26 protein-coding genes and 3 pseudogenes are annotated in these 25,337 nt (G+C 66.3%); 9 read left to right on the top strand and 20 right to left on the bottom strand.

The window, feature by feature from the left end:
• Positions 1–17: 17 nt before the first annotated feature.
• Both ACZ56E_RS35640 and ACZ56E_RS35635 read left to right on the top strand, forming a co-directional pair.
• Positions 18–473, top strand: a complete 456-nt coding sequence (locus ACZ56E_RS35640) for an NUDIX domain-containing protein (RefSeq protein ID WP_471220775.1) — start codon at positions 18–20, stop codon at positions 471–473.
• A gap of 56 nt (positions 474–529) precedes the next feature.
• Positions 530–1,838: pseudogene (locus ACZ56E_RS35635) on the top strand (UDP-glucose dehydrogenase family protein).
• A 116-nt stretch (positions 1,839–1,954) separates the two neighbouring features.
• Here ACZ56E_RS35635 and ACZ56E_RS35630 read toward each other — a convergent pair.
• Positions 1,955–2,155 (bottom strand): hypothetical protein, encoded by a 201-nt coding sequence (locus ACZ56E_RS35630; protein ID WP_471220773.1) that lies wholly within the window; start codon positions 2,153–2,155, stop codon positions 1,955–1,957.
• A gap of 118 nt (positions 2,156–2,273) precedes the next feature.
• Between ACZ56E_RS35630 and ACZ56E_RS35625 the strand changes: the two genes are divergently transcribed.
• Entirely contained in the window at positions 2,274–3,116 is an 843-nt protein-coding gene (locus ACZ56E_RS35625) for a hypothetical protein (RefSeq protein ID WP_471220771.1), read from the top strand.
• Between the two features lie 1,236 nt (positions 3,117–4,352).
• Positions 4,353–4,673: pseudogene (locus ACZ56E_RS35620) on the top strand (helix-turn-helix domain-containing protein); the annotation flags it as partial.
• Between the two features lie 5 nt (positions 4,674–4,678).
• On the opposite strand, the gene ACZ56E_RS35615 reads toward ACZ56E_RS35620, so the two are convergent.
• Positions 4,679–5,209, bottom strand: a complete 531-nt coding sequence (locus ACZ56E_RS35615) for an endonuclease domain-containing protein (RefSeq protein ID WP_471220769.1) — start codon at positions 5,207–5,209, stop codon at positions 4,679–4,681.
• Positions 5,210–5,442: 233 nt separating this feature from the next.
• On the opposite strand from ACZ56E_RS35615, the pseudogene ACZ56E_RS35610 reads away from it, so the two are divergent.
• A pseudogene (locus ACZ56E_RS35610) lies at positions 5,443–5,856 on the top strand (helix-turn-helix domain-containing protein); the annotation flags it as partial.
• A 181-nt stretch (positions 5,857–6,037) separates the two neighbouring features.
• Here ACZ56E_RS35610 and ACZ56E_RS35605 read toward each other — a convergent pair.
• The 16 genes from ACZ56E_RS35605 to ACZ56E_RS35530 form a co-directional block, all read right to left on the bottom strand.
• A complete protein-coding gene (locus tag ACZ56E_RS35605) occupies positions 6,038–8,653 on the bottom strand; it encodes a DEAD/DEAH box helicase (RefSeq protein WP_471220768.1) in 2,616 nt (871 codons plus the stop codon).
• A gap of 242 nt (positions 8,654–8,895) precedes the next feature.
• A complete protein-coding gene (locus ACZ56E_RS35600) occupies positions 8,896–9,069 on the bottom strand; it encodes a hypothetical protein (RefSeq protein ID WP_471220766.1) in 174 nt (57 codons plus the stop codon).
• A gap of 177 nt (positions 9,070–9,246) precedes the next feature.
• A complete protein-coding gene (locus ACZ56E_RS35595) occupies positions 9,247–9,822 on the bottom strand; it encodes a hypothetical protein (protein WP_471220764.1) in 576 nt (191 codons plus the stop codon).
• Between the two features lie 73 nt (positions 9,823–9,895).
• The gene (locus tag ACZ56E_RS35590; RefSeq protein ID WP_471220762.1) at positions 9,896–10,183 is read right to left on the bottom strand and encodes a hypothetical protein; all 288 of its coding nucleotides are present in this window, start codon (positions 10,181–10,183) and stop codon (positions 9,896–9,898) included.
• On the bottom strand, positions 10,180–10,368 hold the full coding sequence (locus tag ACZ56E_RS35585) for a hypothetical protein (protein ID WP_471220760.1): 189 nt from the start codon (positions 10,366–10,368) through the stop codon (positions 10,180–10,182). Before ACZ56E_RS35585 ends, ACZ56E_RS35590 begins: the two co-directional genes overlap by 4 nt.
• Before the next feature lie 125 nt (positions 10,369–10,493).
• Positions 10,494–10,904: a hypothetical protein gene (locus tag ACZ56E_RS35580; RefSeq protein WP_471220758.1), complete on the bottom strand. Its 411-nt coding sequence runs from the start codon at positions 10,902–10,904 to the stop codon at positions 10,494–10,496.
• Positions 10,905–11,006: 102 nt separating this feature from the next.
• Positions 11,007–11,645, bottom strand: a complete 639-nt coding sequence (locus ACZ56E_RS35575; RefSeq protein ID WP_471220756.1) for a GntR family transcriptional regulator — start codon at positions 11,643–11,645, stop codon at positions 11,007–11,009.
• Between the two features lie 267 nt (positions 11,646–11,912).
• Positions 11,913–12,503 (bottom strand): AAA family ATPase, encoded by a 591-nt coding sequence (locus tag ACZ56E_RS35570; protein ID WP_471220754.1) that lies wholly within the window; start codon positions 12,501–12,503, stop codon positions 11,913–11,915.
• 99 nt (positions 12,504–12,602) lie between these two features.
• Positions 12,603–13,070, bottom strand: a complete 468-nt coding sequence (locus ACZ56E_RS35565; RefSeq protein ID WP_471220752.1) for an NUDIX hydrolase — start codon at positions 13,068–13,070, stop codon at positions 12,603–12,605.
• On the bottom strand, positions 13,067–13,720 hold the full coding sequence (tmk, locus tag ACZ56E_RS35560; protein ID WP_471220750.1) for a dTMP kinase: 654 nt from the start codon (positions 13,718–13,720) through the stop codon (positions 13,067–13,069). The genes ACZ56E_RS35565 and tmk overlap by 4 nt, the downstream gene beginning before the upstream one ends.
• On the bottom strand, positions 13,717–15,291 hold the full coding sequence (locus ACZ56E_RS35555; RefSeq protein ID WP_471220748.1) for a B12-binding domain-containing radical SAM protein: 1,575 nt from the start codon (positions 15,289–15,291) through the stop codon (positions 13,717–13,719). The genes tmk and ACZ56E_RS35555 overlap by 4 nt, the downstream gene beginning before the upstream one ends.
• A 51-nt stretch (positions 15,292–15,342) precedes the next feature.
• Positions 15,343–16,158 carry a DNA glycosylase family protein gene (locus ACZ56E_RS35550; RefSeq protein WP_471220746.1) on the bottom strand — a complete coding sequence of 272 codons (816 nt, stop codon included), beginning with the start codon at positions 16,156–16,158 and terminating at the stop codon, positions 15,343–15,345.
• Positions 16,159–16,248: 90 nt separating this feature from the next.
• Positions 16,249–16,908, bottom strand: coding sequence for a hypothetical protein (locus ACZ56E_RS35545; protein ID WP_471220745.1), 660 nt, complete (start codon positions 16,906–16,908; stop codon positions 16,249–16,251).
• Positions 16,905–17,456, bottom strand: a complete 552-nt coding sequence (locus tag ACZ56E_RS35540; protein WP_471220743.1) for a hypothetical protein — start codon at positions 17,454–17,456, stop codon at positions 16,905–16,907. Before ACZ56E_RS35540 ends, ACZ56E_RS35545 begins: the two co-directional genes overlap by 4 nt.
• Positions 17,457–17,935: 479 nt before the next feature.
• Complete coding sequence (locus ACZ56E_RS35535) at positions 17,936–18,337, bottom strand: hypothetical protein (protein WP_471220741.1); 402 nt, start codon at positions 18,335–18,337, stop codon at positions 17,936–17,938.
• Positions 18,321–18,578, bottom strand: coding sequence for a hypothetical protein (locus ACZ56E_RS35530; RefSeq protein WP_471220739.1), 258 nt, complete (start codon positions 18,576–18,578; stop codon positions 18,321–18,323). Before ACZ56E_RS35530 ends, ACZ56E_RS35535 begins: the two co-directional genes overlap by 17 nt.
• A 1,036-nt stretch (positions 18,579–19,614) precedes the next feature.
• On the opposite strand from ACZ56E_RS35530, the gene ACZ56E_RS35525 reads away from it, so the two are divergent.
• The 3 genes from ACZ56E_RS35525 to ACZ56E_RS35515 all read left to right on the top strand — a co-directional run bounded on the left by ACZ56E_RS35525 (position 19,615) and on the right by ACZ56E_RS35515 (position 22,913).
• A complete protein-coding gene (locus ACZ56E_RS35525; RefSeq protein ID WP_471220737.1) occupies positions 19,615–20,940 on the top strand; it encodes a hypothetical protein in 1,326 nt (441 codons plus the stop codon).
• A 24-nt stretch (positions 20,941–20,964) separates the two neighbouring features.
• On the top strand, positions 20,965–21,528 hold the full coding sequence (locus ACZ56E_RS35520) for a GNAT family N-acetyltransferase (RefSeq protein WP_468317861.1): 564 nt from the start codon (positions 20,965–20,967) through the stop codon (positions 21,526–21,528).
• Between the two features lie 674 nt (positions 21,529–22,202).
• Entirely contained in the window at positions 22,203–22,913 is a 711-nt protein-coding gene (locus ACZ56E_RS35515) for a hypothetical protein (protein WP_471220735.1), read from the top strand.
• Positions 22,914–22,934: 21 nt separating this feature from the next.
• Here the strand turns inward: ACZ56E_RS35515 and ACZ56E_RS35510 are convergent, their stop codons facing one another.
• Both ACZ56E_RS35510 and ACZ56E_RS35505 read right to left on the bottom strand, forming a co-directional pair.
• Entirely contained in the window at positions 22,935–23,195 is a 261-nt protein-coding gene (locus tag ACZ56E_RS35510; RefSeq protein WP_471220733.1) for a hypothetical protein, read from the bottom strand.
• Between the two features lie 389 nt (positions 23,196–23,584).
• Entirely contained in the window at positions 23,585–23,797 is a 213-nt protein-coding gene (locus ACZ56E_RS35505; protein WP_471220731.1) for a hypothetical protein, read from the bottom strand.
• Between the two features lie 187 nt (positions 23,798–23,984).
• On the opposite strand from ACZ56E_RS35505, the gene ACZ56E_RS35500 reads away from it, so the two are divergent.
• Positions 23,985–24,671 (top strand): HNH endonuclease family protein, encoded by a 687-nt coding sequence (locus ACZ56E_RS35500; protein ID WP_471220729.1) that lies wholly within the window; start codon positions 23,985–23,987, stop codon positions 24,669–24,671.
• The last annotated feature ends 666 nt before the right edge of the window (positions 24,672–25,337 follow it).

Genomic DNA, 25,337 nt, shown 5'->3' with positions numbered 1-25,337 from the left:
ATCACTACGGTGTCCGGATGCACCAGGACACCACCGCCAGCCCGCCCACCGCCCGAGGCGCCGTCGCGATCATCGTCAACAGCCGTGGCGAACTCCTCCTCCACCTCCGTGATGACATCGACGGCATCGCCTGGCCCGGCTACTGGAGCCTCCTGGGAGGCGGCTGCGACCCCGGCGAGGACGACGTCGACGCGATCTGCCGCGAGCTGGACGAAGAAGCCGGACTCGGCGACGAGGTCGACAGTCTGATCAAGCGCTGTGAGATCCGCGACGAGCACGGATCCGGGCAGCTGATCACCTTCTTCTCCGCCCACTGGGACGGCGACGAGACCCAGCTCCCGCTGGCCGAGGGCGTCAAGCTCCAGTTCTTCGCGCCCGAGTTCCTGGACGACCTCAAGATCCCATTCTTCATCCGGGACGGCATCAACCGCTACCTGACCGGCCGTCCGACCAAGCGGCGCCTTCCCCGGTAACGGGTGGGGGCCGCCTGCGGCGGCCCCCACCGCACCATCTGGAAGGACACTCGCTCATGAAGCTCACCGTCATCGGCTGCGGCTACCTAGGCGCCACCCACGCGGCCTGCATGGCCGAGCTCGGTCACGAAGTCCTCGGCATGGACTCCGACATGGACAAGGTCGCCGTCCTCAACTCCGGCAAGGCCCCGATCCACGAACGCGATCTCGACGACCTCATCGCCAAGCACAACGGCAGCGGCACGCTGCGGTTCACCGCCTCCTACGCAGAGGCCGCCGCCTTCGGCGACCTGCACTTCATCGGGGTCGGCACCCCGCAGCAACCCGGCGAGAACGCCTACGACCTCTCCCACCTGTTCTCCGCCGTCCACCAGCTCGCACCCCGCCTGAAGACCCCGGCCGTCGTCGCGGTGAAGTCCACCGTCCCTGTCGGCACCGCGCCCCGCGTCCGCGACCTGCTGCACGAGTTCGCACCGGCTGGCGACGCCATCGAGCTCGCCTAGAACCCGGAGTTCCTGCGCGAGTCGTTCGCCATCGAGGACACCCTCCGCCCTGACCGGCTCGTCCTCGGCTTCGAGTCCGAGCACTCCTGGGCCGAAGCCATACTCCGCCAGTGCTTCGAGAAGATCATTGAGTCGGGAACACCGACGATCGTCACCGACTGGGCGACGGCCGAGCTCGCCAAGGCGTCCGCGAACGCCTTCCTCGCCACGAAGATCTCCTTCATCAACGCCATCGCCGAGGTCTGCGAAGCCTCCGGCGCCGACGTCACCACGCTCGCCGACATCCTCGGCCACGACGTCCGCGTCGGCCCCCGCGGGATGCGGCCCGGTCTCGGCTTCGGCGGCGGCTGCCTGCCCAAGGACCTCCGCGGCTTCATGGCCCGCGCCGGCGAACTCGGCGTCGACCAGGCCGCGGCGATCCTCCGCGAGGTCGACATGATCAACAACCGGCGCCGCGAGCGTATAGTCGACCTCGCCCGCCAGCAGCTCGACGGCACTCTCATGGGCAAGCGGATCACCATCTGGGGCGCCGCCTTCAAGCCCGACACCGACGACATCCGCGACTCGCCCGCCCTGGCCGTCGCCCACAAGCTCCAGGAACTCGGCGCCACCGTCACCGTCACCGACCCCAAGGCCCTCGATAACGCCCGCAAGGTCCACCCCGAGCTCGACCCGATCGCCGCCGTCGAGGACGCCGACCTGCTGCTGCACCTGACCGAATGGCCGCAGTACTCCCACATCGACCCAAAGCGCCTCGCCGCCCGCACCACCAATCCCAAGGTCATCGACGGCCGCGGCACCCTCAACACCAACCAGTGGCGCGCCGCCCGGCTGGATCGCCCGCACCCTCGGCCGCTCCTGATCCCGAAACCGGGACTGACAGGACCGTGTCATCTGCTTCTTCCAGCATCGCGGGCCTTTTGAATTCGTCATAGGACCCACGGTGCTGGGCGGCCGACTGCAGCTGGCGCGGATGGTCTACGAGCGCATGGCCAGGTGAAGGAACCCCGCCAGCGCAATCGCGACCGTCAAGCCGGCCCCCAGCCCCTCCGCGCGGCCGACCGCCGTCCCGCCGATCAAGCTCGCCAGCAGGATGACCACCCACCGCAGCGGCAGCCCTTCGCTGTCGGAGCCGTTTTCCCCTGCACTCACGCTGCTGTCCTTTCCCCAGAACGCCATCGGCGCGACCCCTGAACTGCCTGTTCAGGAGGTGCCCTTACGCCTCCAAGCCTTCCGGCTGCGGCCGCCCATCACTAGGCTTTGACGGCGACAACACGGAGGGGGGGTTATCACTATCGTGGACGACGAGCCCACTGAAGCGATGTCCATCGCCGGGGACGGAACCTGGGGATGGGTTTACGCCTTCGCCAATGGCTCAGAGGCTGTCGATGTCACCTACTCCGACATCCCAGGCCCCTGGGTCTACTCCGTCGAAGGACGGATGGTGGCCGGGAAGCCGGCCATCACTAGGCTGTCGATCTTGCCCCGAGACCCAGAGAAGCCTGAGGCGATCACCCGGGAGACCGTCCGTCGCGCGCCGACAGGCACCATCCTGGGGAGGGTCAAGAGCGCTCTACGGACCAAGTGGAACAACAAGGTCGGCGACCTCTACGCCCAAGCCCGCATTCAGTCGGTGAAGGTCGGTCGATCCTGGCCCGCGGGACACTTCGTCCAGGTCGCGTGGTTCGCCGTCGACGCGGAATTGACGGGTCGGGGTCCTCGGCAAGTCATCCAGGACACGTGGGGAGTCAGCGGGATCACCGCCAGCCGTTGGCTCGCGCGGGCTCGCACCCTGGGATACCTGCCGGACTACCCCCTCGCGCCACTTGAGGGCCAGCCGCACGGATACGACTACGTGGCCGCAACGCGGATCCTCGAGGAACAGATCGTCCAGAAGGTGCTCCGCGAGGGGCTTAGCCACACCTCTGACCCGGTCACGGTGAGGAGCGAACTCTGGGAAGTCCTCCACCGCGCGGTCCTCGACAACTCAAAGGAGGCCGTGCGGCTTCGGACCGAGATCTTCGCCGACATCTTGGCCCAACTGGCCGAGGGCGGCTCTGACGAGCAGATCCAAACGGCAGCGCAACACCTCCACGACCTCCTGGCAGCACCCGGTGAGGACCGAGTTGAGCGCTTGTAAAGTTCTGTCAACTTGCGTCCACTGTCGTTCATCGGGCGGAAGGCGCCATCGAGGATGAATACATGGACGGTGATCAGGACCACGAGCCAGAAATCACTTCCCAGGAGCGGAAGGGGTGCTCAGCCTCCGTCACAGCTGCCATCGTTGTGGCCTCGGCCATCGCAGGAGGGGTGGCTCAAGCAGTAGCGGAGAAACTTTTGGGATCGTGATACGACTCACGACAAGTAAGGGGGGGAAATTGAGCGGAGGACGACGCAGGAGAATCTCGATGCCAACGGATTCGGTACTGCCACCCGGTAAACATCGCAGCCTGCTCCAAGCGGTTCATGAGGCATATCAAATGGCGGGATGCCCGGGGACTCGAAAGATCAGCGCGGCAGCCGCAGAGGCATCGTTTGCCGCAGATGTCATTTCGCACCAGGCGGTCGCAAATATCCTGAATGGCAAGAATTTTCCAGTCTGGGTAAAACTACAGGCACTCGTAGCTGCTCTTCTGATTCTTGGCCGAGTCGAATCCATCGGCCCTGAGCTTGACAGGTTTCGCTCGCTATGGGTGGACGCGCACCTTGGCGATACTGCCTCTGAGGGCGAGTCGAAAAACCAACGCCGGCCCGATCGCTCGGATAGTACAGATGCCGAGAGCCCCGCGCCTCCGAAACATGAGAAGTCAAAGTTCAGTACGCCACCAACGGCTCCATACATTCACGCTGGAGACGCATCGTACCCACCGACAGCGACACCGAGGGACTCCTCGGACGACGGTCGCTTCGCGGAGCAGGAATTCGCGGCCGTGTTCATACAGGCAGCCTGGCCTGGCCCCGACATTTTCACCTCTGAGCACATCGCTGGCAGGCTCGTCGTAAGGCTGAACGTCGCGCACCCCATGGGGGGATCCATCGCGGAAGCCATGGACCGGGATGAGGAGACGGCTCGAATGCTGTGGCTACTACTCCTCTCCTGGGTGCGCATGGAGGATGAAATTCCGTCTGTCAAACAGAGGAGCAGAGCTGAAGACATGCGACGCGACTGGGGTCGATACGCAGGTTTCTTTATGGGGACGGCCGACGAAGCAGGTAAGGAAAGCCCGCCGCCCAGTCCGGCCGCCCCGAAGCGCTGATCAGTGAGCTTCTTCGAGTTGGCCACCGATCGGTGATGGGCAGTGAAGCGCAACGAACGAGGCCCCCGAGCTGTTGATCGAGATGTCTGACGTCTCAATCACGTTGCTCGGGGGCCTTGTTGGTCATCCATCCTGCCGCACTTGACCTACCGCTTGCGCTGGTGGAGTGGGTCACATGCTGGTTGTCACCCGTGGTACTGATCTACCTACGAGAGCACACCACTCTGGCGAAGATCGCCGCCGGGTTCGGGATCAGCGAGTCCACCACCCATGCCTACACTCGCGCGGTCGTCGACCTGCTCGCCGAACGAGCATCGGGTCTGCTCACGACGCCGCGCGAGCGCAATCCCGACTTCATCCTGCTTGACGGCACCCTCGCCGAGTGCGACCGGGTCGGCGACGGCCGGGCCGACTACTCCCACAAACACGTCCAGCGAGGTAAGCCTTAAAGGGGCTCCGAGCTTCTCCAGCCAGCGAACGAGCCATCCCGAGCGCGGATGCCGCGCAAGTCGCCGACCGTGCTGACTCTGGCTTCGGGGCGCTTGGCCGGCGGGTCGTCGAGATAGTTGTTCATCCGCGGCCAGTCGCGGATGTCCCGCGGCAGGCGTTCATACCAGGCCACGCGCAGGTTGCACGGCTGGCAGAGCATCCCGCGCACGCATCGGCCGCATGATCCGTTGCGATTGCAGCAGGCGTGATCGTGGTCGATCTGCCAGAAGGATCGGCCCTCCATCCCGTAGTCCCCAGCGAGCTCGCCGCATATAGGGCAGGCGTCGTCCTGGGCTCGGAGGATCGCGTTCATCCGAGGGATCGACAGGTTGTACGGCCTGCCTTGCCGGATGGCCGCGCTGCACTCGCGGCAGTGGCCCTTCACGCGGCCCCTCTCGCGCGGGTCGTAGCCGCCTATGCAGTGGTCGCAGATCTCATCTTCGACCATGTCCCCGAATTCGATGGCGTCAATCCAACTGCTGCCCATACCTTGGAGATTAGCGACGGGAACTGACATGTCGCCTGACCTGTCAGGGAGGTGGTTCCTCTCTCAACCTGATCACCGAGGAGATCGAGGCCCTGGAGCCCGACTTCGTCGGACCGACATGGGCAACCGATTTCGCCGGGCGGTGGACGCTTCCGAAGCGCACGCTCGGCTGGCAGATCGCCGGCTTGTGCGCTGAGTGGCTTCGCGCCGAGGACGGCGACCCCTGGAGGTTCACACGTAAGGGTGACCGCCGGTGCAAAATCCCGCCGCACCAGCGGGCGCTCGTCGCTCTGGTGTACCTACGCCCCCACGAAACCCTCACCCGGATTGCGTCCGGCTTCGGGATATTCGTCGGCACTGCCCACGCGTATGTCACCATCGTGACAGGCCTGCTCGCCGAACGGGCCCCTGGCCTGCTCATGACTCATGCGCGAGTGTGATCCGGAGTTCGTCCTGCTGGACGGGACCCTCGCCGAATGCGACCGCACCCAAGCGCACCGTCAACCTGGCCCTGGCCGCGGCGAGGGCACCGGTCGAACGCGGCATGGCACGGCTGAGTCCTGGCGGATCTTCCGCAGATCACGCATCAGCCCCAACCCATGACCGTCATCATCAAAGCTGTCCTCACTCTGGAGAGGCAACACTGAAAGGCTCAGTCAGAGGCAAAACTCAAGGGCTTCCGATTGCCGCGCTGCAATGGCCTTGACGGTCGGGAGAGCGCGGGCGGACGGCCGCGGCTGTCGCCCGGTGTAGCACCAGCCCGCGTCGCTGCCGTGAGCAAGGCCTGATGCGGCACCGAACGATGCCAAATCGCGGTATGTGTCGTGGCTAGTCTTCCGGCGTACGCCACAGAGGATGCTGTCGGAGCGTGAGGAGCCACTGAGAGGGCAGCGCTTGGTGCTCCCGGAACACCGCCGCTAGTTCGGTGGCACTCGTCATGCCCAGGCCACGGGCCCGCGCATCCTGCCAGGCACGCGTGAGCGTGTCGAACAGCGCAAGAACTTGAGGCGGCCGTACCCAGTAGAGGTTCTCTTCGGCCACGTTGTACGCGCCGTCGTGCACCTTCTTCTTGGGGGAGGCTAGGACGCAGATGGAGTCTCCTGGCGCCACGGCGCCTTCTCTCTTCTCCGTGGTTCGTCGGTGGCCGCCAGCTTGCCGAGCCTGGTCGGCACCGATCTCGCCGGTTTCCATTGCTTGGTTCTTCGCTTCCCAGATGACCCACCGGGCACTGTCAAAGACCCACACGGCATCCGGCTTGGCGGCACTGCCGTCGCGAGGATCTCCATAGCTCTTACTGGCGCCAGCAAGGCGCCCAAGGTAGACCAGGCCGTCCTCGTACGGGTCCGGCTCAGTCTGCTGGAGTCCCGCTCTGCTCGATAGTGCCGCTTGGAAGGCTTCAGGAAGCCACAGGTCTTTCGCAGCCAGGATGGTGTTCATGGCTGCTTTGTCCGTCGGATCGAGTCCTTCCACCGCAGCCGCGAGAGGGGCGGCGACTGGCGCGACGCGGTCGAACCACGTTGCGCCGATGCTGTTCCGCCGCGCTTCTCTGAAGTAGCTGGCTGCAGTCTGCTGGAACTGCGTCTCCTCGGTGGTCTCAGCCAGACGGTGGGCCACGCAGAAACCTAGGTAGCTCCACAGCGAGCTGTACCGCTTCGGCGTCTGAGCGTTGCGCAGCTGGTCAGTCACGCTCTTGATCGCGGCGAGCGCGAACTGGTGGTCTTTGGACCAGAGTGCGTTAGCAGCCGCGACCTCGCTACGGACTGCTTTCTGGAGCGCTGCGGCACCTGGCCCGTCCTGCCGGTCATAGGTTTCTCGGTTTCGGACGATGTCCTCTTCGACCCCCTGCCAATCAGGTCCCTGATCGTTAAAGATCGCCAGGTTGCTCCACACGTCGTCCGAGGACTGGCCGAGTGATGCATCGACTCCGACCTCCAGCTCAGCATGGATTTCGGGGTGCATCGATGCCTGGATGTCCTGGCGGGCTAGATAAGACGTGAGGCTGCGGCCGAGAACGAGAACTGCAGCGTGATCGCGAAGGTTTCGTGTCGCCCGGCCAGCACCTTGCTGGATGCGCGCACGGATGCGTTCGCGGAGCACTTCATCGGCGCCGACAGACTCATGGAGGAAGCGCTCCTGAAGGTCGCCCTTGGCCGGCAGGCCATTGAACACCACCAGTCGGCAGTCGTCATCCGGGAGGTCTACTCCGTCGTAGCGGTTCGTCAGAACCAGCGCGGCCGCAGCTTGCGAGGTGAAGGCGCCGAGGTCGTCCTCGACCTGCTGCGCGGTGACGGTGCGGTAGTTCTCCGGCAGGTACTGCTCGCAGAACTTGCCAGCCACTCGGGTCTCAGGGGTCAGTACGACGGCGCGTCCCGCCTGTTTGATGACTCGCCGAACGAACGGCGCGACTGCCTCCGGATCCGAGGCCAGGTCCCGGGCGATCTCCGGGAAGACGAAGAACCTCCGCCCGGTGCCTTCCTTGTCCCAGCCTGCAGGCACCGGAATGCGATGGATCCCAGGCCGCCCAAATGCGCGCTCGAGCTCTCCGCCCGCCCCCAACGTGGCGCTCATATAGATGCGCCGCTTTGGACTGTTGAATGCCTCGTGCTGGAACGTAGGGGCGATGAGTGGGCGGATGAGGATCTCGCGGTACGACACGTACGCCATGCAGTCAGCCACGTGAGTCTCGAGAAACCTCCAGGCGTACGTGGCGTCGTCGCTGACCTTGCGGTGAGCAACAGCATCCCGGATGACTGATTCCACGTGGTTAGCCTGGGCAGCCACGGCCACGGGAGAGGCCAGGTAGATCCCCGCTCGGTAGTGGTCCCCGGGATTCTCGGACCGCAGGTGCGGTAGCAGGAGAGGGTCCAGGGCGGAGCTCAGAGCTGCAAGCACGTCCTTGTACGCGCTCGCGTGGGAGCGTCGGCTGATCCGCAGGCTCCACGGCTTGGCAACGTAGCCCTCGGCCGCATGGGCATCGTCAAGGATCAATACGTCGGCGGCATCGATCCTCGGCCGCGAGTTGAAGACGTGGCTGTAAGTGCTAACGGCGATCGAGCCCCCGGCCTGAAAGCGCGTGAGGTCGACTTGGTCCCAGTCCTTCGACTGGCCGATCAGAAGCGACGACGGGATACCGTAGTCGTCCAGCTTCCGCGCCGTCTGTACAGCCAGCTGCCGTGTGGGACACAGGTATGCAACTCGCCGCCCTTCCGCCCGTCGCAGGTACTCGGAGATCAGACCGCCGACAAGGGTCTTGCCCGCGCCGGTCGGTAGCTCAAGCGCGACGTCGCTCTTGTCGCGGAACTCCTTGTGCCAGTGCTCCATGACCTTCGACTGGTGCCCCCAGACAGACGCCGGTCCACGGTTCCCCCGTGCCAGCAGCCGGTACAGCTGCTCCGGATCGCTCGGAACACCGACCGAGTCCGACTGCCCTCGCTTAAATGCCACGCCACCCCTCCGCCCCGTGATCTTGTCGGGAGATCAGACTCCCGCTTCACTGCGGCCAATTCATAGCACTTCGCACGGCTTACGCATGCGGGGCTTGTAGATCTCCCACTCATCGGGGCGCCACGGGCCACAGGAGTGCGGTCGGAGCATGCCTGCTCCGCCTGGGTGCACAGCACCCGTCGACTGATGGTCCCACTCTGTCCTGCGCCATCGGGACGAGCCACCATCGCGCTTTCACTGTGTCAGGCGCCCACGCACTGCATTGAGTTCGGAACATCCGCACCGTCGAACCCGTCACTGTTCAGCGCGAGACCCCGCACTACATCGCTCAAGTCGTAACCCGGCTCGAGCAACAGCACCACCTCGATCCGACCCATGCAGCTCAACTGGCAGGCCTGGGTCACGAAGAGTTCCACGAGATCTACTTGTGCGCTTCCTCTTCGTCCGGGGCCGTTGCGACTCCGGCCCACCTGTGAGGTGAACTCTTGAGCAACCCCGCACCCTTCGGACAGCGCCCGCCTGCTCTGCGGGTACTCGATGCCAGCGTCCCTGCAACTCCGATCCTGGCGGGGCGCGTGTTGCTGCACGAGCACTCACGCTTCATCCCGCGCCAGCGCAACGCAATCGACAACGACCTCGGTGGCGTAGTGATGACTGGAGACAACGCCGAGACCCGCGCCTTCAAGCTTCGGACCGAGGCGGGCTTCACCGGCACCATGCTGATCGACAGCGCCCCGTACACGACCCACACGGCGACCGAGGACGAGCCGTTCCTCCTGCCGCAAGACCAGATGTTCGCGACCCTCGATGACACGCTCGGCTTCCCAAAAGCAGCAGGGGCAAGCGCCGCTCTGACGCCCACGGGGTACATCGCACCCGGGGCCTCCAAGCCGCTGAAAGCGGTGATCCGCGCCGCACAACGCATCGAGCGCGTCGACACGGTCGTGGCTGTACCTGTCGACGTCACGTGGCTCAGCGATGAGCGCGTCGGCCAGCTCATCGCCGCGTGCCAGCGCATCAACCAGCCAAAGGCCCTCGTACTGGTCGGCCAGTTCGATCCGCTGCAGCACGCCAAGGTCATCCCCGCAAACCTCCGCCGCGTGATCTCCGAGGTCGAAGGCATGATGCTGCTGCGGACAGACCTGGCAGCCCTCGATGCGATGGTCCACGGTGCCCTCTGCGCCGGCATCGGCGTCACAAGCTCCGTGCGACACAGCGTGGCACCCGGCGAGCGAGCCAAGGTCAGCAAGCCAAACGGTCCCGTGTACCCAAGCGTCTTGATGCCGAGCTCATGTGCTTCAAAGGTGCCGAGTCGCTCGCCAACCTCTCGGTGTCGACGTAGAAGACCTGCATGCCGCGCTGATGGGCCCGCTTTTGGACCGATCGCCGGTCGGAGTGCAGGCCGATGACCACGAGCGACTTCGCATCGGGGTGGAACGGCACGGGCGGGTTCTTCTGGTCGTAGCGGCGCACGAAGTGCTCCGGCAGCCCGGCACGCGCGGCGAGCAGATCGAAGTTGTGCTGGATCACGGGCCCACGAAGTGTCCTGCCTCGTGCAGCGACTTGAGCGCATGGTGCGCGGCCGTCGGCTGGGCAAGGAAGCTCTTGCGGAACATCTCGACCAGCTCGTCCGCCTTCTTCGTATCGTTGAGCAGCATCTCCCGTACGAGGGTGTCTTGCCGCGGGCGCAGGACGAACGGGTGCGTCTGTTTCATGACGTTGTCGCTCCGTTCGGTGACCCGGAACACCTGGTGCAGAAAGTGCAGCGGCGGCACGCCGGCCTCGACGCTCGTACCGCAGCCGATCTCGACCTGGAACGGCAGGAAGTTCTTCAGCTCGCTCAGGTCGTTGGCGTAGGCCGGGTTGCCGCGCTCGTCCTTGATGCGGATGCCGCCCGCCAGGACGTTCCACGACCCCTGGCGCCGCCGTCCTTGGCCTTGTCGGCGGTGACGATCAGGCCGGTGTCCGTGATCGTGGTGACCAGGCGTCCGCCGGGGCGAGGGCGAACTGCCACGAGACGGGGATGCGGGGCACCGAGAGCATGGAGACGAGGCGGTCGTAGGTAAGGACGCCGGCGGTTCCTGCAGTACGTGTCCAGCGCGTTGATACGCTGCTCGACCTTGGTCTTGAAGGAGCCGCGGAAGTCGGCGACGCGGGCCACGGCCTCGTCGACGACGATCTCGGCTGCGACGACCCAGCTGTTCGGGTGCCTGCTTGCGGTGGCAGGGCGGGACGAAGCCTCATCGGTCACGTGCAGGACTCTCCCATGAAGGTTCCGGGCCCGCTCCAAGGCTATGGTCACTCAGAAAGACGCGGCAGTGCCGCGTTGCGTTACGTCAAGGGTCGCGCTCGGTTACACATCGCGCGGTCTGGTGAGTGCGTGTTCGAGTGGCCACTGGTGGTCTAGGACCCGCGATTTTAATGTTCGATAGGGCACCTTGCACCGCTCGTCACGGCTCCATTCAGCGAGGGTCTTCGCTGTTCCCCATGCCTGGTGAAGCGTCCCGCGGGGGTTCGAAGGGCGCTTGGCCAGCTGAAGCAGTTCGGAGCGCGGCGTCCTGTCGACCCGTCTCGTGACCTTCGTCCCGTACCTCTTGTAGTTGGAGGTCTTCAGAAGTCCCTCTTGGAAGAGCGGGATGAGGCCGTTGCGGACGGTCTTGACCCCCACTCCGAACTCCTCGGCCAGCAGACCTAAGGTCGGTATTCGGGTGTCCGGCGGATACACCCGGTCGGCGAGTCTGGCGCGCATGACTTTCTCGACATACACGGCGAGGGGCATGTTTTTATCCCGATCAGGGACCGTCCAGGTCTCACCGTCGACGATGACGCGTGTGCCCAGGCGGGGCCTGGTTTCCACTAAGCCGTCGTGCCGAAGAAGCCGCATGACGCAGGCCACTACTTCAAGTTGGCCGCTAAAGCGGTGTGTCAGCTCGTGGTAGGTGATCACCTGTCCCGGCACGATTTTTTTCGTGCGCAGCTCCTCCAGCAGCACCTTGTAGAGCGGGAGGATCTGGGAGCGGGACCTGTCGGGGAGCCGCCGTAGTGTCGACCGCGGCAGGTCGTGTAAGTCGGCCATGTCCGGTTGAGCTGCGCTTTCGAGTTAAGAAAGAGGGGCAGGGGCATTGGGCTGCACAGCTGGCTGAGCGCGGTGTCGCGGTCGTCGTCTCAGGTGCAGGAGCCGGTCAGGTGTAAGGGGGCGAACCCGTGCTGAGACACGGCCCTTCCGGCAACGGTGATGGTGTCCATGAACGCGCGGAAGTCAGACGACCTCCTCCTTCAGGCAGTGCTGCACGGCTACCTCGACCGCGTGGGCTTGGCTGTCGGGGTCGCTGGTCACCCTGTGATGAGGGATGACGTCGTTGGCCAGGAGGCGGTGCACGTGTTGGTCGACGAGACGCCGGAAGCCAGGGTCGTGGTCGGTGTCGACGGGCATGCTCCCGTCGAGCACAGTCGCGAGCAGTAGGGCGTATTTGGGGAGCTGTGTGGAGGCCAGAGCCAGAAGCCGTTCGCGTTCGAGACGGGGCGGGGTCTCGGCGCGGAATGCCATCGCGGCCTGAAAGTAGGCGATGGCGTCGTGGGTAGCTCGGTCGATAAGGACGACCTGGGCACCCTGAGCGGCTGCGGTCGTCTCGTCGAGGATGCCCTGAGTGATGATCCACTCGGTGGACTGGGCCGTGTGGTGTTGCATCGTCGGCAGGCCGGCCGCGGAGGCGCGTTTACCGAGCTGCCCGGTGCGCGCCACGGTTAGGCGGTAGCTGCGCAGCTCCATCTCTATGCGCCTGAGGAGCGTTGTCTTGCCCGTGGAGTGGGTGCCGAGTATGGCGATCCGGATGGGCTGGGTGGACGTCACCACAGGGTGGCTCCTTTCTCTGGTTCGGGGGCGCAGGGAAGACCGGGCGGCACAGCCGCGACGCAGGGCTGCGCCGCGGCGAAGGCGGGCCGGAGGAGTTCATGCGGACGGCGTGTCACTCGGCTTCCAGCCGTGCTCGGTGAGGGGGCTCTCTGCCAGGTAGCCGAGGAGACCTGCTTCGGGGTACGGGATGATGTCGTCGGGGAGCTCGTGGACGCTGAACCACTCAAGGCCGAGGCACTTTTGGGGTTCCTTGTTGACGGGCTCGCCGTCCCACTGTGTGGCTTCGAAGAAGAAGCCGATGCGTTCCATCGGTTCGCTCTGCTTGTGGTGCACGACATGGACCAGGCGCAGTGTTTCCGGCGCAACGGTGACGCCCGTCTCTTCGAAGAGTTCCCTGGCTGCGCCGGCGCGCAGTGTTTCGTTCGTGTCGAGTTTGCCGCTGGGCATGTGCCACTGATTGGTTCCGTAGTTGCCGCCGCGCAGGGAGAAGAGGATCTTGTCGCCGTCGCGGAGGATGACGTGCGTGTCGATGACGGGCTGGGCCGGCTTCGGGTTGGGATTCATGGTTCCTGGGGGGTTGTTGGTCTGGAGGTGTCAGCCGACGCTACCGAGGGGGGCGGTATTTCGTCGGCGATGCGGCGGGCGACATCCGATGGGGTGGCGTCGCTGGTGTCGAGGAGGAGTACCTTGACGCCCTTGGTCATCAGGGTCTGGGCTGCTTCGGCGTAGAGGTCGACTTCGCGTAGCGGTGCGGTCGGGTCGAGGTGGAAGCGGTGGCGGGCGCCGCGTTCGGCTACCCGGTTGGCGATGAGGCCGGGCAGCGCGGTCAAGATCACCGCCAGGTCGGGCATCAGGATGTCGGCGTTCAGGTCGAGCAGGAAGTCCACGGGCACGCCGTCGAGCTGCTGCAGCACGAGCGTGGAGGCGACATAGCGGTCGCAGATGACCGTGTCACCGGCGTGGAGCGAGGGTTTGATCTCGTGCTCGATGTGCGTGTACCGGTCCGCTGCGACCAGGCAGGCCAGGGCGTGCCCGTGGATGGCGGAGGCGTTCTCGCGGGTGAAGGTGCCGAGCTTGCTGGTGGAGGGCTCCACGGTCTGGCGCACGGTGACGCCCCGCTGGCGAATCTCCCGGCGCAGGGCCTCGACGGTGGTCGACTTCCCGACGCCGCAAGGGCCGTCGAGGGTGATGAACATTCCGGGTCGCTGTGTCATGCCGCGGCCCCCTGGGGTGGTTGATTGCGCTCGTGCTGCTCGCGGGTGAGGGTGGCCAGCGTGGAGCGGACCGCGGTGAGGGGGACGTCGCCGAACTGGATGCCGACGGAGAAGTTGAACTCGTCGCGCTGGCGCATGGATTCGTCGGCGCCGTCCTGGGTGAGGTCGACGTCGCCGTAGGCGAGGAGCTTGTTCGGGTGGTGGCCGGCGGCGGTGAGGGTGTCCCACACGGGGGTGCCTGGATAGGGGCGGAACTCGAACACGCTGGCCCGGATGGTGCCGCGGTTGCGGTCGGCGATGCGCCAGAGGTTGTGGATGTGGCGGACGGTCGCCTGGATGTCGTCGAGGTCCTCGCCGGGGAAGCCGAGGATGAAATAGCCCTTGATGCCGATGCCGTGCTCGACCAGGCGGCGCGCGACGCGTTCGGTCATGGCAGCGTTGATGCGCTTGTCCATCGCCTTGAGGATGCGGTCGCTGCCGGACTCGATGCCGAGCGCGACCTCGCGCAGTCCGTTGGCGACGAGCCGCTCCAGCTGGCGGTCGGAGACCCGGTCCAGGACGTTGATGCGGCCGGTGGCGTCCCACACATACCGCTCACCGATCCTGTGGCGGGTGAACGCCGCCATCTGCTCCTCGATGACACGGCCGACGCCGAGGAAGAGATCGTCGACGAACCGGAACGCGGTCGTGCCGTACTCGGCGTGCAGCGTGTCGAGTTCTTCGATGATGTTCTCGGGGGCGCGGACACGGATCAGCGTGTCTGGGTTGGCGCTGACGGCGGCGCCGCAGAAGGTGCAGTTGTAGGGGCAGCCGCGGGAGCCGACGATGTTCGCCTCCATGTGGCCGTGCCGTGCGCCGCGGGCCAGGAGCGGTGTTTCGCGGCTCGCGGCCAGGCGGCGGTCGGTCTCGGTGGGCGCCGCCTGGTAGGGGTCCTGGGGCAGGAAGGCACGGTTGACATGAGGCAGGGAGTTGATGTCCGGGCCCAGCAACTGCGCGGTGAGCTTCGGGTCCCGCTGGATGCCGGTGGCGCGGGTGCCCAGCAGATGGTCGCGCCAGAGCACGCCGGGCAGCTCCCGTCGGCGGTCCTCGTCCTCCAGGAGAGCCGCTACCCGCAGTTCGCCTTCGCCCAAGACGAGGGCTCGCAGGTTGGCCATGCGCGGATCGGCCAAGATCCGCTCCGGCATGGCCTTGGCGTGGTGTCCGCCGGCCATGAGCGCGATGCCCGGATCGAGGTCGGCCGCGATCTGGGCCGACATCTCGTAGGTGGGGGCGAGCAGGTTCATACCCACCCAGCGGGGCCGCGCACGGTTGATGATGCGTGCGGTCTCCTTCAGGCCCAGACCGTGCGCTTCGGCGTCCAAGACCCCCACGTTGAACCCGCCGACCTGATGAGCGTATGTGGCGATGTAGGCCATGCCGAGGACCGGCAGGGTGTAGTCGTTCAGGCGCGGGCGGACGTCGTAGTCGCGCAGCGGCGCGTTCACGAACAGGGCGTCGAGCGGGTGCTGCGGGTCGGCGCCACTGATCAGGTCGAGGGCCGACGAACGTGATGGTGCGGGTGTGGCCAGCATGGTTCCTCCAGGTCAAGGGAGAGGAAGCGGCCGGCACCCCTGCGGCAGGGGCTACCGGGATGGCGCGTGGGACCCAAAGGCGAGGGTCAGCAGGGTCAGCGCGTGCAGGTTCTTGGGGTCGGGCCCGGCGAAGGCCTTCCACAGCGGCCCGAAGGACTTGTCCTTCTTGTCGGGCCAGGCGTAGGCGGGGGCGGCCTGAGCCGCCCAGGCCCGTACGGCGTAGTCGTCGTGGGGGTAGATGCTGAAGTCTCCGGTGAAGTCGGATGCGGCGGCCGCCGCGGTCCACGGGCCGATCCGCGGCACCCTGGTCAGCGCCGTCGCCAGTTCCGGCGTGGGCAGCTGAGCCCAGTCGGCGTGGTGGCGCGTGTAGTGCTCGGCGGCGGCCCGAAGGGCGCTGCGGTGGAACTTGGCCCCGACCTCGGCGAATTGTTCATCGCTCAGGGCGATGACCCGCTCGGGTTCCGGGGCGATGTGCAGCGGCCCGTGCGCGGTGTCCACCGTCGCCCCGTACGTGCGGCACCAGGCGCGGTACAGGCGACGGGCCTGGCCTGCGCGTACGACCTGCCGCAGGATCGCGGCGGTCAGGGCGTCCCACAGCCACGGATTGGCCAGCCGCTGAGCGGCCCCGAGCGATACGAGCGCCACCTGGAGCTCGGCGGGCACGCCTGCAGGCAGCAGGGCCGGTTCGGTGACGGCGATGACCGGTTTGGTGTCCTCCGCGCCATCGAGGCACTGCAACTGCACCCTGGGCGACCCCCAGGAGGCCATCCACAGCGCGCGGCCGCTGCGGACGGCGCGCGCCCACGTACCGCCGGTGGTCTGGGCCCAGGCGGGGTGATCGGTCATCAGGACGGTGCTGGCGTTCATGCTGGGCTCCTTGAGGGGCGGTGCGGTTGGTGCGCCGTAGCATTCCGTGCCGGAGCGCGGCACGAAAACCACAGAGGGTGTGGCGGCCGGTCAGTCGATGAGGCCCTGCTGAATCAGATGGCGGCGCATTGCGTGGTACTCGGCGCGCGTGGCCGACCTCGATTCCTTCGGAGCGCCGTCGGGCTCAGCCGGCGCGGGCCACCGCTCCACCGGCGGCATGAGGTCGGCGGCGGCATGCGAGCGGCGTTTGCGGCGGGGGCCGCGTACGAACAGGCTGACCGTGCCGGGCAGCATCACCGCCTGGTGCACCGCGGTGTGCCCCAGCGTGTAGGAGGAGCCGGGCTGTTCGAGGGTGACGACGCCCGGCAGCAGGTCCTCAGCGGTGAAGTCCCCGTCGTTGCCGTCGGTGCGGCACCGCACCACGTGCGTGTAGCCCCCGGTCAGGATGCGCGCGGCGAAGTCGTAGCAGTGATCGTGCGGGAGGAGCTGGTTGTCCTGGCGGGGGTTCATGTTCAGCCGGATCTCGAAACTGTGGTCCGGCGGCTCATACAGCGACAACCGGTCCAGCAGGAGTGTCACGCGGCTCGCCGCGAGCCGTTCCGTATCGACCTCGATCCGGTGCACCAGTTGGGACAGCAGGGCCCGGTCAGCAGCCAGCCGGTCCAGCAGAAGGAAGCCGGTGAGGTGCGCCGTGCGCAGGTCCGCGCCGAAGGTGATGCTCTCCAGCCAATCAGGGACGGCGGACGTCATGCTTCGCTCCGGGCGAGAGCAGCCGAGAGGGGACTGGCCGACGGGACACTGAGCTGCCACCGTGCACTGTGGACGGCCCAACTTTGGTCCTCCAGGGGCAACGGCACCCGGCCTCCGGGGAAGTCGGGGTCTTGGCTCACGATGAGCTGGACGCTGTCGAGGCTCTGGGTAGCGCACCGCGTGCCGGGGTGGACTGCGATCACGTGCCCCGGACCCAGCGTGTGCACGTACTGGGGCAAGCTCGCACCGTCGTCTTGTCCGTGTCCGAACATCTCCAGGATCGTGCTGCCCGCCAGGTGCAGCACAACCATGCTGCCAGTACGCGGCAGCACGACGGCACTGGAGGTCATCGGCCAGGGCAGAAGCCGGGCGTCGTCACACAGGCGTAGATGTGCCGAGGTGCCGGCCTGGCCACTTGGCAGGGGGATGTGAACGAAGCCGTCGCTCCGGAAGGACGCCGTCTTGTTGCGGAGGGCGGGCCCGCGCAGGTGGTCGACGACGCTCTGCTTCAACGGCTCCAGCCACTGCGCGGCGTCTGCGCCTGCCACAGCGGGGACCTCGCCCGGGGTGGCGCCATGCGCAAGGAGAGCGCAGACGAAGGGTGGGAGGAATGGAGATTCCATGAACTGCCTTTCTACACATACCGGTTCGGCACCCCCTCCTCGAGGGGGTTGGCCCCGAGTGCCGCGCCGACGCCACGGGGGGCGGCACCCGGGGTGGGCCCGGGGGCCCTTCCGTGCGCTCGCTCCCGACCCAATCTCGTCGAGCGCACGGTGCGCCCGGCCTGGTGAGGTGTGACCCCCTTCACCAGGCTGGGAGGGTGAGGAGGAGCCGTGCGCACCGGTGCAAGGGGAAGGCGCGCACGACCCCCTTGGTGCCCACGCACAGTCCTCAGGTGGAGGGCACCGCCCGCTCCTACTCGGATGTGGAGCGGGAGATCAGCCGCCGCGAGTCAACGAAGCGGTCAGGAGTTCGGCACAAGCCAGGAAGGTAAGAGCCATCTCGGCACGGGCGATCGCACGATGGCTCATCGGCCGTTATAGACGAGGGCTGCGATAGCTCTGGTCTCCCGGGCGAGCTGGAGGAGGTAGTCGTGGGCGTCCACGGCATTCGGGGCGAAGGGCCGCCGCTCAATCAGAGCGTGACAGTCACGGATCATGTGGAGCACCATCTGCTTCGGCTCGGGCTCCCACGACGCGACGACGTCCTGGCAGGCGGTCAGCAACGTGGGCAGCACGGCCAGGAGCATCTTCGTCTGGCCCACCGCGCTGGGCGGCCCGAGCGGCTCGCCACTGAAGAGGATGTCGTCCTTGCGCGGCGGCGGGGGCGTGGCGAGCGCGCGCTCTACGGCGCGACAGATCGCGACGTAATCAACGTCGACGGAGGCTTCGGCCTGTTGCGGCGCGTGCCGATCAGTGCTGGGCGGCATGAGGTCCTGCTTCCTGCTGGGCCACGTCGAGCAGGTCCTGGACGGCGTGGGCGAGGGTGAGGGAGTACTGCCACAGCTCGTAATGACTGGTCTGCGGACCAGGCCGAGCTCGGGGCAGGACCAGGCCTTGGGCGTGCCCGTACGCGGGGCATTCCCGTGGCACCGCGGGCAGCAGCGTCTTCACGTGGCTGATGAGCGCGGTGATGCGCACGGCGAGCATGGCCCGCGGCGGCATTGCCACCCCGGGGAGGGTCGCCTCCGTGATCGTCTGCTTGATGCGAGCAGAGTCCACACGGTCAGACCGAGACGAAGCCTCGTGGGAGATAGTCACGATGCTCTCAATTCGGCCGCGAGAAGTACTTCGTGCGGCACAGGCGCGGGCCGGAAGGCGGTGAGAAGGTCCCGCAGCGGTCCTGGCGGTACAAGGCGGTCGTTCGTGAAAGGCCGGAGCCAGTAGGCACCAGGGGGGTCCCTCTGCTCGATGGGCGGGATCACGATCTGATGCGGCTGCCCGAGGCACGTGCCGTACTGATGTGGTGCCCACCGTGTGCTGGAGCCAGGGGGCACGAGCCAGTACAGCCACGATCGCAGGGGGTCCTCGATCACCGGTCCACAGCAGCCGTCGGGCTGGGCCTCGTCCATAAGCCGGACAACGGCCCGAGCGGCGTCACCGCTCGCGGTGACCACAACGTCGAACAAGCGCCCGCCCAACGGCAATGCAACAGACGGCAGTCCCTCCTGGAGGCCCAGCAAGGCTCGAACACGGGCAGTCAGGTCCCCCATGTCGGAGGCAACCTCTTCGCGGCTGACGTACTCATCGTCACGATGAAGGAACACGGGCTCGCCGGCGGCCGGGATAGCCCAATCCGGGGTGAAGGTGCGTTGGGGCAGCGGAGTGGTCATTGCGACGCCTCGGGCTTCAGTTGCCTGGTGGACCACCGAACGGGAACGTCCACCCTTCCAGTGGAGCGAGTCTCCGCGGCCACCGTTGGTGGCGGAGTGGCGGTCTGCTTCTGCGCATTCACGGGGAGCTCCCTGGTTCCACGATCGTGTTCGCTCAAGCACTCACAGCGAGTTCTGGCACGAGCGTGGCAACAGCAGCCCGACGGCTCTACCCCCATCTCGTCCTCGGCTTCCGAAGGGAGATTGACGCCGTTCCTCGGCTCGTCCTCGGCTTGTCCCCGGATCCGCTAAAGAGCCGTGACACAGGGCAAGTTGGAAGGAGGGCGTTCTAACGTCGATGCGAGTGACGGCCTGAGCTAATGAAGGGAGGCGACATGTTGTTCTTCCGGCACATCCTCGAGTCCCGTGGAATACGAAGCCACGAGGAGTTCTTGCCGCCGTACGAGGCAGCCGCGAAGCGGCTCGGCTTGAAGCACGTCAACCCGGCGCCCAAGACCTTCCAGGGATGGCTCTACGACGGACGGAAGCCGATGAGAGCCTTCCGGCCCGTCCTCGTCGAGATGCTGGGATACAGCATCGAGGACTTGTGGACCGAGGTTCCCGAGGGAACCGAGCCCGGTTTCGTCCCATTGGCCAGCACGCCGCTCACCGAACCCCATGTCGAACCCGGCATGGCCCTGAACGAGATGAAAAGGACGGGTGCGATGGCTGCACGGCGCGCAAAGGAGTTCGTTCTCGGAGCGGACCGCGACAGGGTGGGGGACGACACCCTCGGCTTCCTCAACGAGGAAGTCGCACGGCTCGTCTCCGCATACCCGCGCGACCCCCTCTCGCTCATCTGGCAAGACCTGCTGACGGCACAGGAAGACGCCTTCCGCATCCTGGAGGGCGGCAGGGCTCGACCAACACAGCTCCGCGACCTTCACTTCAACGCAGGCGTGCTCTCCTTCCTTGTCGCCAAGGGGTTCAACGACATGGAGGATCCCGATCAAGCGATGACCATGACCCGTGTCGCCGGCTTCTGCGCGAAGGAGGCCGAACACCCCGGTCTCATGGCTCTGGTGGATGGACTCAAGTCCCTCATCGCGTACTGGTCGGGGAAGATGGGGGACGCCCTGCACTACGCCAGGCGGGGTTCCGCGACCGCAGCCCCCCTGGACGGCACCGTCGCGCTGTGGCTCCTTGGCCTGCAAGCTCGATCAGCGGCCGTCTTGGGCGACGCACAGACCGTGTCCGCAGTCACCCGCGAAGCCACCGAACGACGCGAACGCACCGTGCCGGACGACCTCGATGCCCTCGGTGGTCTGCTTACCTACGCCTCGGAGAAGCAGCTCTACTACACCGTTGAGGCGGGAGCACTCCTCGGTGACGGTGACGCGGGCCTCTCTGCCCAAGCTGAACTGGCCGTGCAAGGTTTCAGCGACCCAAGTGCTCCGAACTGGGCCTTCGGTGACCTCGCTGGAGCGCAGTGCAACCTCGCCCTCATCCGACTCAACAGCGGCGAGCTGGAAGGCGCCGCCGAAGCCATCCGTCCCGTCCTCGACCTGCCCGGCACTCATCGGAACAACGGCATCGTCGTTTCCGCCCTCCGCGTCCGCCAAGCCCTCGTCCGCACACCCACCAGTGCAGCCATCACAGCCCGCGAACTCCGCGAAGAACTCGAGCAATTCCCCGCGCGACGGCCAGCTCTCCCGCGCTGAACCTGCGCGGGTAGAGTCCCGAGCATGTACCCGGTCAAGCGTTTGAGCCCGCGTCTGATCCTCCGAGAATTCAAGATCGAGGACGCGGACGCGGTGTTCACGATCTACGGGAGTTCCGAGGCCACGGAACACCTGTCCTTCGAGCCCCGCACCCGCGAACAGGTCGGCGCCATCGTGTCTCGGTCAGTCGCCTCGGCTAAGGCAACACCGCGGAGTGAGTACGCCCTCGCTGTCGTCGAGCGAGATCGCAACGAAGTTATCGGTTTCGGTCGCCTCGCCACGGACCCGCATCAGCAGCTCGCCGCTACCTTCGGGTTCGCCCTTCGTCCTGACGTTTGGGGGGCAGGGTATGGGCTCGAGACCGTCCGCCTTCTTCTCGCGCTCGCGTTCGATGACCTTGGCCTTCACCGGGTCTGGGGTGCTCGGTCTCCGCTCAACGAGGCATCCGCAAAGACCATGTCCGCTGCCGGCCTGGTCGAGGAGGGGGTAATCCGTGAACACGTGCGGAAGGCGGGCCAGTGGCGCGACTCAGTTGTACACGCCATCCTCGATCGAGAATGGAAAGCTTCGCCGAACTCCCGCGGTTGAGCTGCTTCACCGGCTGACGAGCTGACCAGCAGCGCCTACAGCTCAGAAACGTCCGGCCTAGGGCCGAACGTTCGACGACACCGCGGGTGGCTGATCGGCCACTCCGCCGCTTCTTCAAGGTCACGCAAGGTACCCGTGGCCTTGTCGGGGTCCTGGTGCGACGTCCAGCCGCAGTCGGCGCCGTCGAAGACCTCGACCAGGCGGACGCCGGCCTGTCGGGTTCGGTTGAGCGTCCCGGCGTTGTACGCGACAGCGGACTTGGTCAGCGTCGCGGCCTCTGCCCAGGCACGGACCGGCACACGGGCACCGTTGCGGTAGACGACATGGGTCAGCCGATGCTGTTCGGCGAGCCGCGCGTACGCCTTGCGTCTTCTCGCGGGCCAGCAGCCGCGACAGGTCCTCCTGCGTGACCGTGCCGCCGGCCGCGCCGCCGTCGCCCTCGGGCTTGTTGGAGCCGTCCTCGGGAGAAGCACCGAGGATCGGGTAGATCGGCCGTCCGTCGCGGCGAAAGCCTGCCGGCACGAGCGGGCGGGGTAGTGAGCGGCGCGTCATGCGTGAACCATCCACAGGTCTCCAGCGCCCCCACGCCGTTGATCAGCTTAACGGGTCTCCTACCGACAAGCGGCTTGGCATTCGCGTTGGACCTCGCTCGGGGTGGCCGGGACAATCCCACTATGCTCGTTACGGACTTCGCTGCGCTGGCGGCGACAAGTGGGCAGTCCACGTTGGCAATCGCGTGGTCGGACCAAGCCCTCAAGATCGCGCCGATCGCTGCGATCACCACCGTCACCCTCGGTGCATTCTTTGCTGGGTTCATCTCGCAGCGGCAAGAGCACGGGAAACGTCGAGCTGCCGACCTGGAACTCTTGCAGATTGCCGTGCTCACGTTCCGCTCACACCTCATCCACCATCGTTCCCGGGCGTCTGTTCGGCAACGCTACGACGAGGACTTCCTCCCGGATCTGACGATCGAGAACTTCGTCGAGGAAGTGGTCAACAGCTCCCTCAGCCAGCCAGCCAAACGGCAGAAGGCCATTCGTAGCGCCATGGTGCGGATAGTTGGCGACATGCGGGTGCGCATGGCCGAGGACATCGGGCTGGCTACGGCGAAGCTCAAGAACTCCGTCGAAGTAGACGACGCTGTAAAACGGCAGGACGCGCGGCTGGGCTGGTATCAGCAGAACTACGTCGTAGCCGGGATCGTGGACGTCTCCGGCGTCCTGGGCCTCTTGAGTCAGAAGCCTCATCTTCCCGAGCTGCACGATACGGCTTTGAACGAGATGGACGGCCTGCTGAAAGCGGTCGGTGTCAAGCAGCTTGGCCTGCGGGGAAGGCGTCCGTTGCCGAACTTCGACTCCCTCCCCGATCCCGACTACACCACCTAAGACCAGCAGTGGCCACAGGGACTATTCCGTCTCTAGGTCCTTCCCCAGCGGCACTTTCGGGACTTCAAGGTCAACGTCCGGAAGCCCAAGGTATGCACGCACAGCGGCGTTGTCTCCAGTGGCATCCGCAAGGCGGGCGGCGGCGTCGAAGGCCCAGGTCTGGATGCGCCTGATCTCCTCCTGTGCGTCCTCGATGGGGTATCCGGCGTCCATGAGCATTCGTACGCCCGTCTCTACGGACAGGACGCCCGCGCCTACGCCCTTCACCACTTCGTCAAGCACGGCGGCGCGATCGGTCGGAGTGTGCGGGCCCCACACCAGGCGTGCAGTCAGGGACTCCCTTGCGGGCCACCCTTCGGCCTGTCCGGCTTGGTGGAGACGCTGCACCATGCGAAGCATTACGAGGTACTTGTGATGAACGAGTCCAGGCGCAACAACTTGATGTCGTTGATCAAGTCGCGCCAGGACTCAAACGTCGTGTGCACACGAAGACCTGACAGCTTCAGGTACGCGACGGCCAGGCCGTGACCGTACCCTCCGTGTGACCGAGAAGGAGCTCGCGGCACTGCGGGGCGGGAGGACCGTGTCGCGCGCGCCCCGGGCGATCCGTGCTGGCGGTCCACGAGCCAGCGGGGCGGCGCTTTCGGTCCCATGACCGCAGTCAGCCTTGCTCAGCCCGTCCAGCCCACATCGAGCACGCTGACGACTTCGCCTGCCAGAGAGAACGTGACCCAGCTCGACGCCCCGAACACCGCGGCCTGCCTCGCCCGTGCGTCCGGGGCGTCGGCCACGGCGTCGATGACGGCGAGCACCTCCTCGTGCACGTCGTCCGGCAGCGCCTCCATCACCGCATCGGCCTGGTCCGTCAGCTCAACCCTGCGCATGACGCCCCCCTTTTGCTCCGTCGAGGGCGCCACAGTAGGGCAGGGCGCACAGGAACAGGTGTGCCTGTGGATACAACAGGGTCGAGGAACTGGCGAGACGTTTCCTCGGTATGACTGATCCACCCAGGCGGGTGGTCACCGAATGTTTTGCCCTACCGTGCCTGCCTGACACGGCTATCACCGAAGCATGACCAACCCCTTGATGCGCGGCCTCGCCGTCGCCCTCCTGGCACTGCCCACCCTGGCCGCCACGCCCGCCCACTCCACACCGGCGGCCCCCGAGCCGCACCGCCTGTCCCTCGCCAAGGCCATCGGCAAGCTGCCGCGCGCTACCGAGGCGCGTGAGGGCTACGTGCGCACCAGCTTCAAGCACTGGGTAGACGCCGACCACGACAAGTGCGCCACCCGCGCGGAGGTATTGATCTCCGAGTCCCGCACGAAGCCAGTGATCGAAGGCAAGTGCAAGGTGACCGGGGGGACTTGGTACTCGTACTACGACGGAAAGACCGTCACCGAACCCAAGGGGCTGGACATCGACCATATGGTGCCGCTTGCTGAGGCTTGGGACTCGGGTGCCTCGAAGTGGACGCCCAAACACCGCGAAGCCTACGCAAACGACCTCGACGCCGAGCGCAGCCTGGTCGCGGTCACCGCAAAGAGCAACCGCAGCAAAGCCGATCAAGACCCGGCCCAGTGGCTGCCGCCACTCGCCGACGCCCGCTGCGCCTACGCAGCCGACTGGACTGCCACCAAGCTCCGCTGGAAGCTGACCGCCAACAAGGGCGAGGTCGCCGCGCTGGAAAAGCTCGCCGAGGGCTGCGGCCGCCAGCAGGTCGAGTACGTGCCAGCGCCAACCGACACAGCCGCTGTCTAGCGGACGGCGGGACTACGCCGCTTCGTAAATGGTGCGCCCGCCCCACCACATCACCTACGCGGGAGCGTCGAGCAGCTTCTCCGCGTCCGGCAGTCCGGCTCGACGCAGGAATTCCAGGACATCGCGCTCGCTGTGCGCAAGGCCAAGAATCTGCCCACGCACGACCACCCGTCGCCCCCCGTACGGACGGCGGATGGACGACTCCCGGCGCAGCGCTGGCCAGGACTCCAGAGTGCGCCGCCACGCCCGGCCTCGTTCTACGATCCAGTCCGGGACCGGAGGGCGGGCCTGCTCACTCCGGAGCCGCTCGGCTTCAGCGTGCCGCCATCAAGACCCGCTGGCGGCTCGCTATCGACCGGAGCGAGAAAGTCGCCTTGACCGAGAAGGTGACGCGCTTCCTGAACGTACCGTCCAAGGTGCAACTCGCCCGATAGCCGAACCCAGGAGCCCCTGCCTCGCCCTCTGAGCAGGGGCTCCGCTGGGCAGAGAAGTACTACTCCCCGCGCCGCTCGCTGACTGCTGTGCAGGTACCTGGTCATGCCGGGGCGTCCCTGCGCGGGGGGGGGGGGGGGGCCCCCCCAACGGTTCGGTTCCCCCCCCCCCAAACCCGGGTGTGGGGAAAACAAGCCAAGCCGCCCAAGTAGGCGCTTTTCCGCGGGATCCCCC

Source organism: Streptomyces sp. NPDC039480 (assembly GCF_055597165.1).
Note: the sequence above shows the minus strand (reverse complement) of the source record. Positions and strands in the feature narration are given on the sequence as shown.

What these genes read in the sequence shown, in the direction of transcription:
- ACZ56E_RS35585 (WP_471220760.1), bottom strand. Translation starts at nt 10,368, where the DNA reads ATGAAACAGACGCACCCGTTCGTCCTGCGCCCGCGGCAAGACACCCTC.
- ACZ56E_RS35515 (WP_471220735.1), top strand. Translation starts at nt 22,203, where the DNA reads ATGCTCGTTACGGACTTCGCTGCGCTGGCGGCGACAAGTGGGCAGTCC.
- ACZ56E_RS35630 (WP_471220773.1), bottom strand. Translation starts at nt 2,155, where the DNA reads ATGGCGTTCTGGGGAAAGGACAGCAGCGTGAGTGCAGGGGAAAACGGC.
- tmk (WP_471220750.1), bottom strand. Translation starts at nt 13,720, where the DNA reads ATGACACAGCGACCCGGAATGTTCATCACCCTCGACGGCCCTTGCGGC.
- ACZ56E_RS35640 (WP_471220775.1), top strand. Translation starts at nt 18, where the DNA reads ATGCACCAGGACACCACCGCCAGCCCGCCCACCGCCCGAGGCGCCGTC.
- ACZ56E_RS35535 (WP_471220741.1), bottom strand. Translation starts at nt 18,337, where the DNA reads ATGCCGCCCAGCACTGATCGGCACGCGCCGCAACAGGCCGAAGCCTCC.
- ACZ56E_RS35550 (WP_471220746.1), bottom strand. Translation starts at nt 16,158, where the DNA reads ATGAACGCCAGCACCGTCCTGATGACCGATCACCCCGCCTGGGCCCAG.
- ACZ56E_RS35615 (WP_471220769.1), bottom strand. Translation starts at nt 5,209, where the DNA reads ATGGGCAGCAGTTGGATTGACGCCATCGAATTCGGGGACATGGTCGAA.
- ACZ56E_RS35505 (WP_471220731.1), bottom strand. Translation starts at nt 23,797, where the DNA reads ATGCGCAGGGTTGAGCTGACGGACCAGGCCGATGCGGTGATGGAGGCG.
- ACZ56E_RS35565 (WP_471220752.1), bottom strand. Translation starts at nt 13,070, where the DNA reads ATGAATCCCAACCCGAAGCCGGCCCAGCCCGTCATCGACACGCACGTC.
- ACZ56E_RS35525 (WP_471220737.1), top strand. Translation starts at nt 19,615, where the DNA reads ATGTTGTTCTTCCGGCACATCCTCGAGTCCCGTGGAATACGAAGCCAC.
- ACZ56E_RS35555 (WP_471220748.1), bottom strand. Translation starts at nt 15,291, where the DNA reads ATGCTGGCCACACCCGCACCATCACGTTCGTCGGCCCTCGACCTGATC.
- ACZ56E_RS35545 (WP_471220745.1), bottom strand. Translation starts at nt 16,908, where the DNA reads ATGACGTCCGCCGTCCCTGATTGGCTGGAGAGCATCACCTTCGGCGCG.
- ACZ56E_RS35520 (WP_468317861.1), top strand. Translation starts at nt 20,965, where the DNA reads ATGTACCCGGTCAAGCGTTTGAGCCCGCGTCTGATCCTCCGAGAATTC.
- ACZ56E_RS35500 (WP_471220729.1), top strand. Translation starts at nt 23,985, where the DNA reads ATGACCAACCCCTTGATGCGCGGCCTCGCCGTCGCCCTCCTGGCACTG.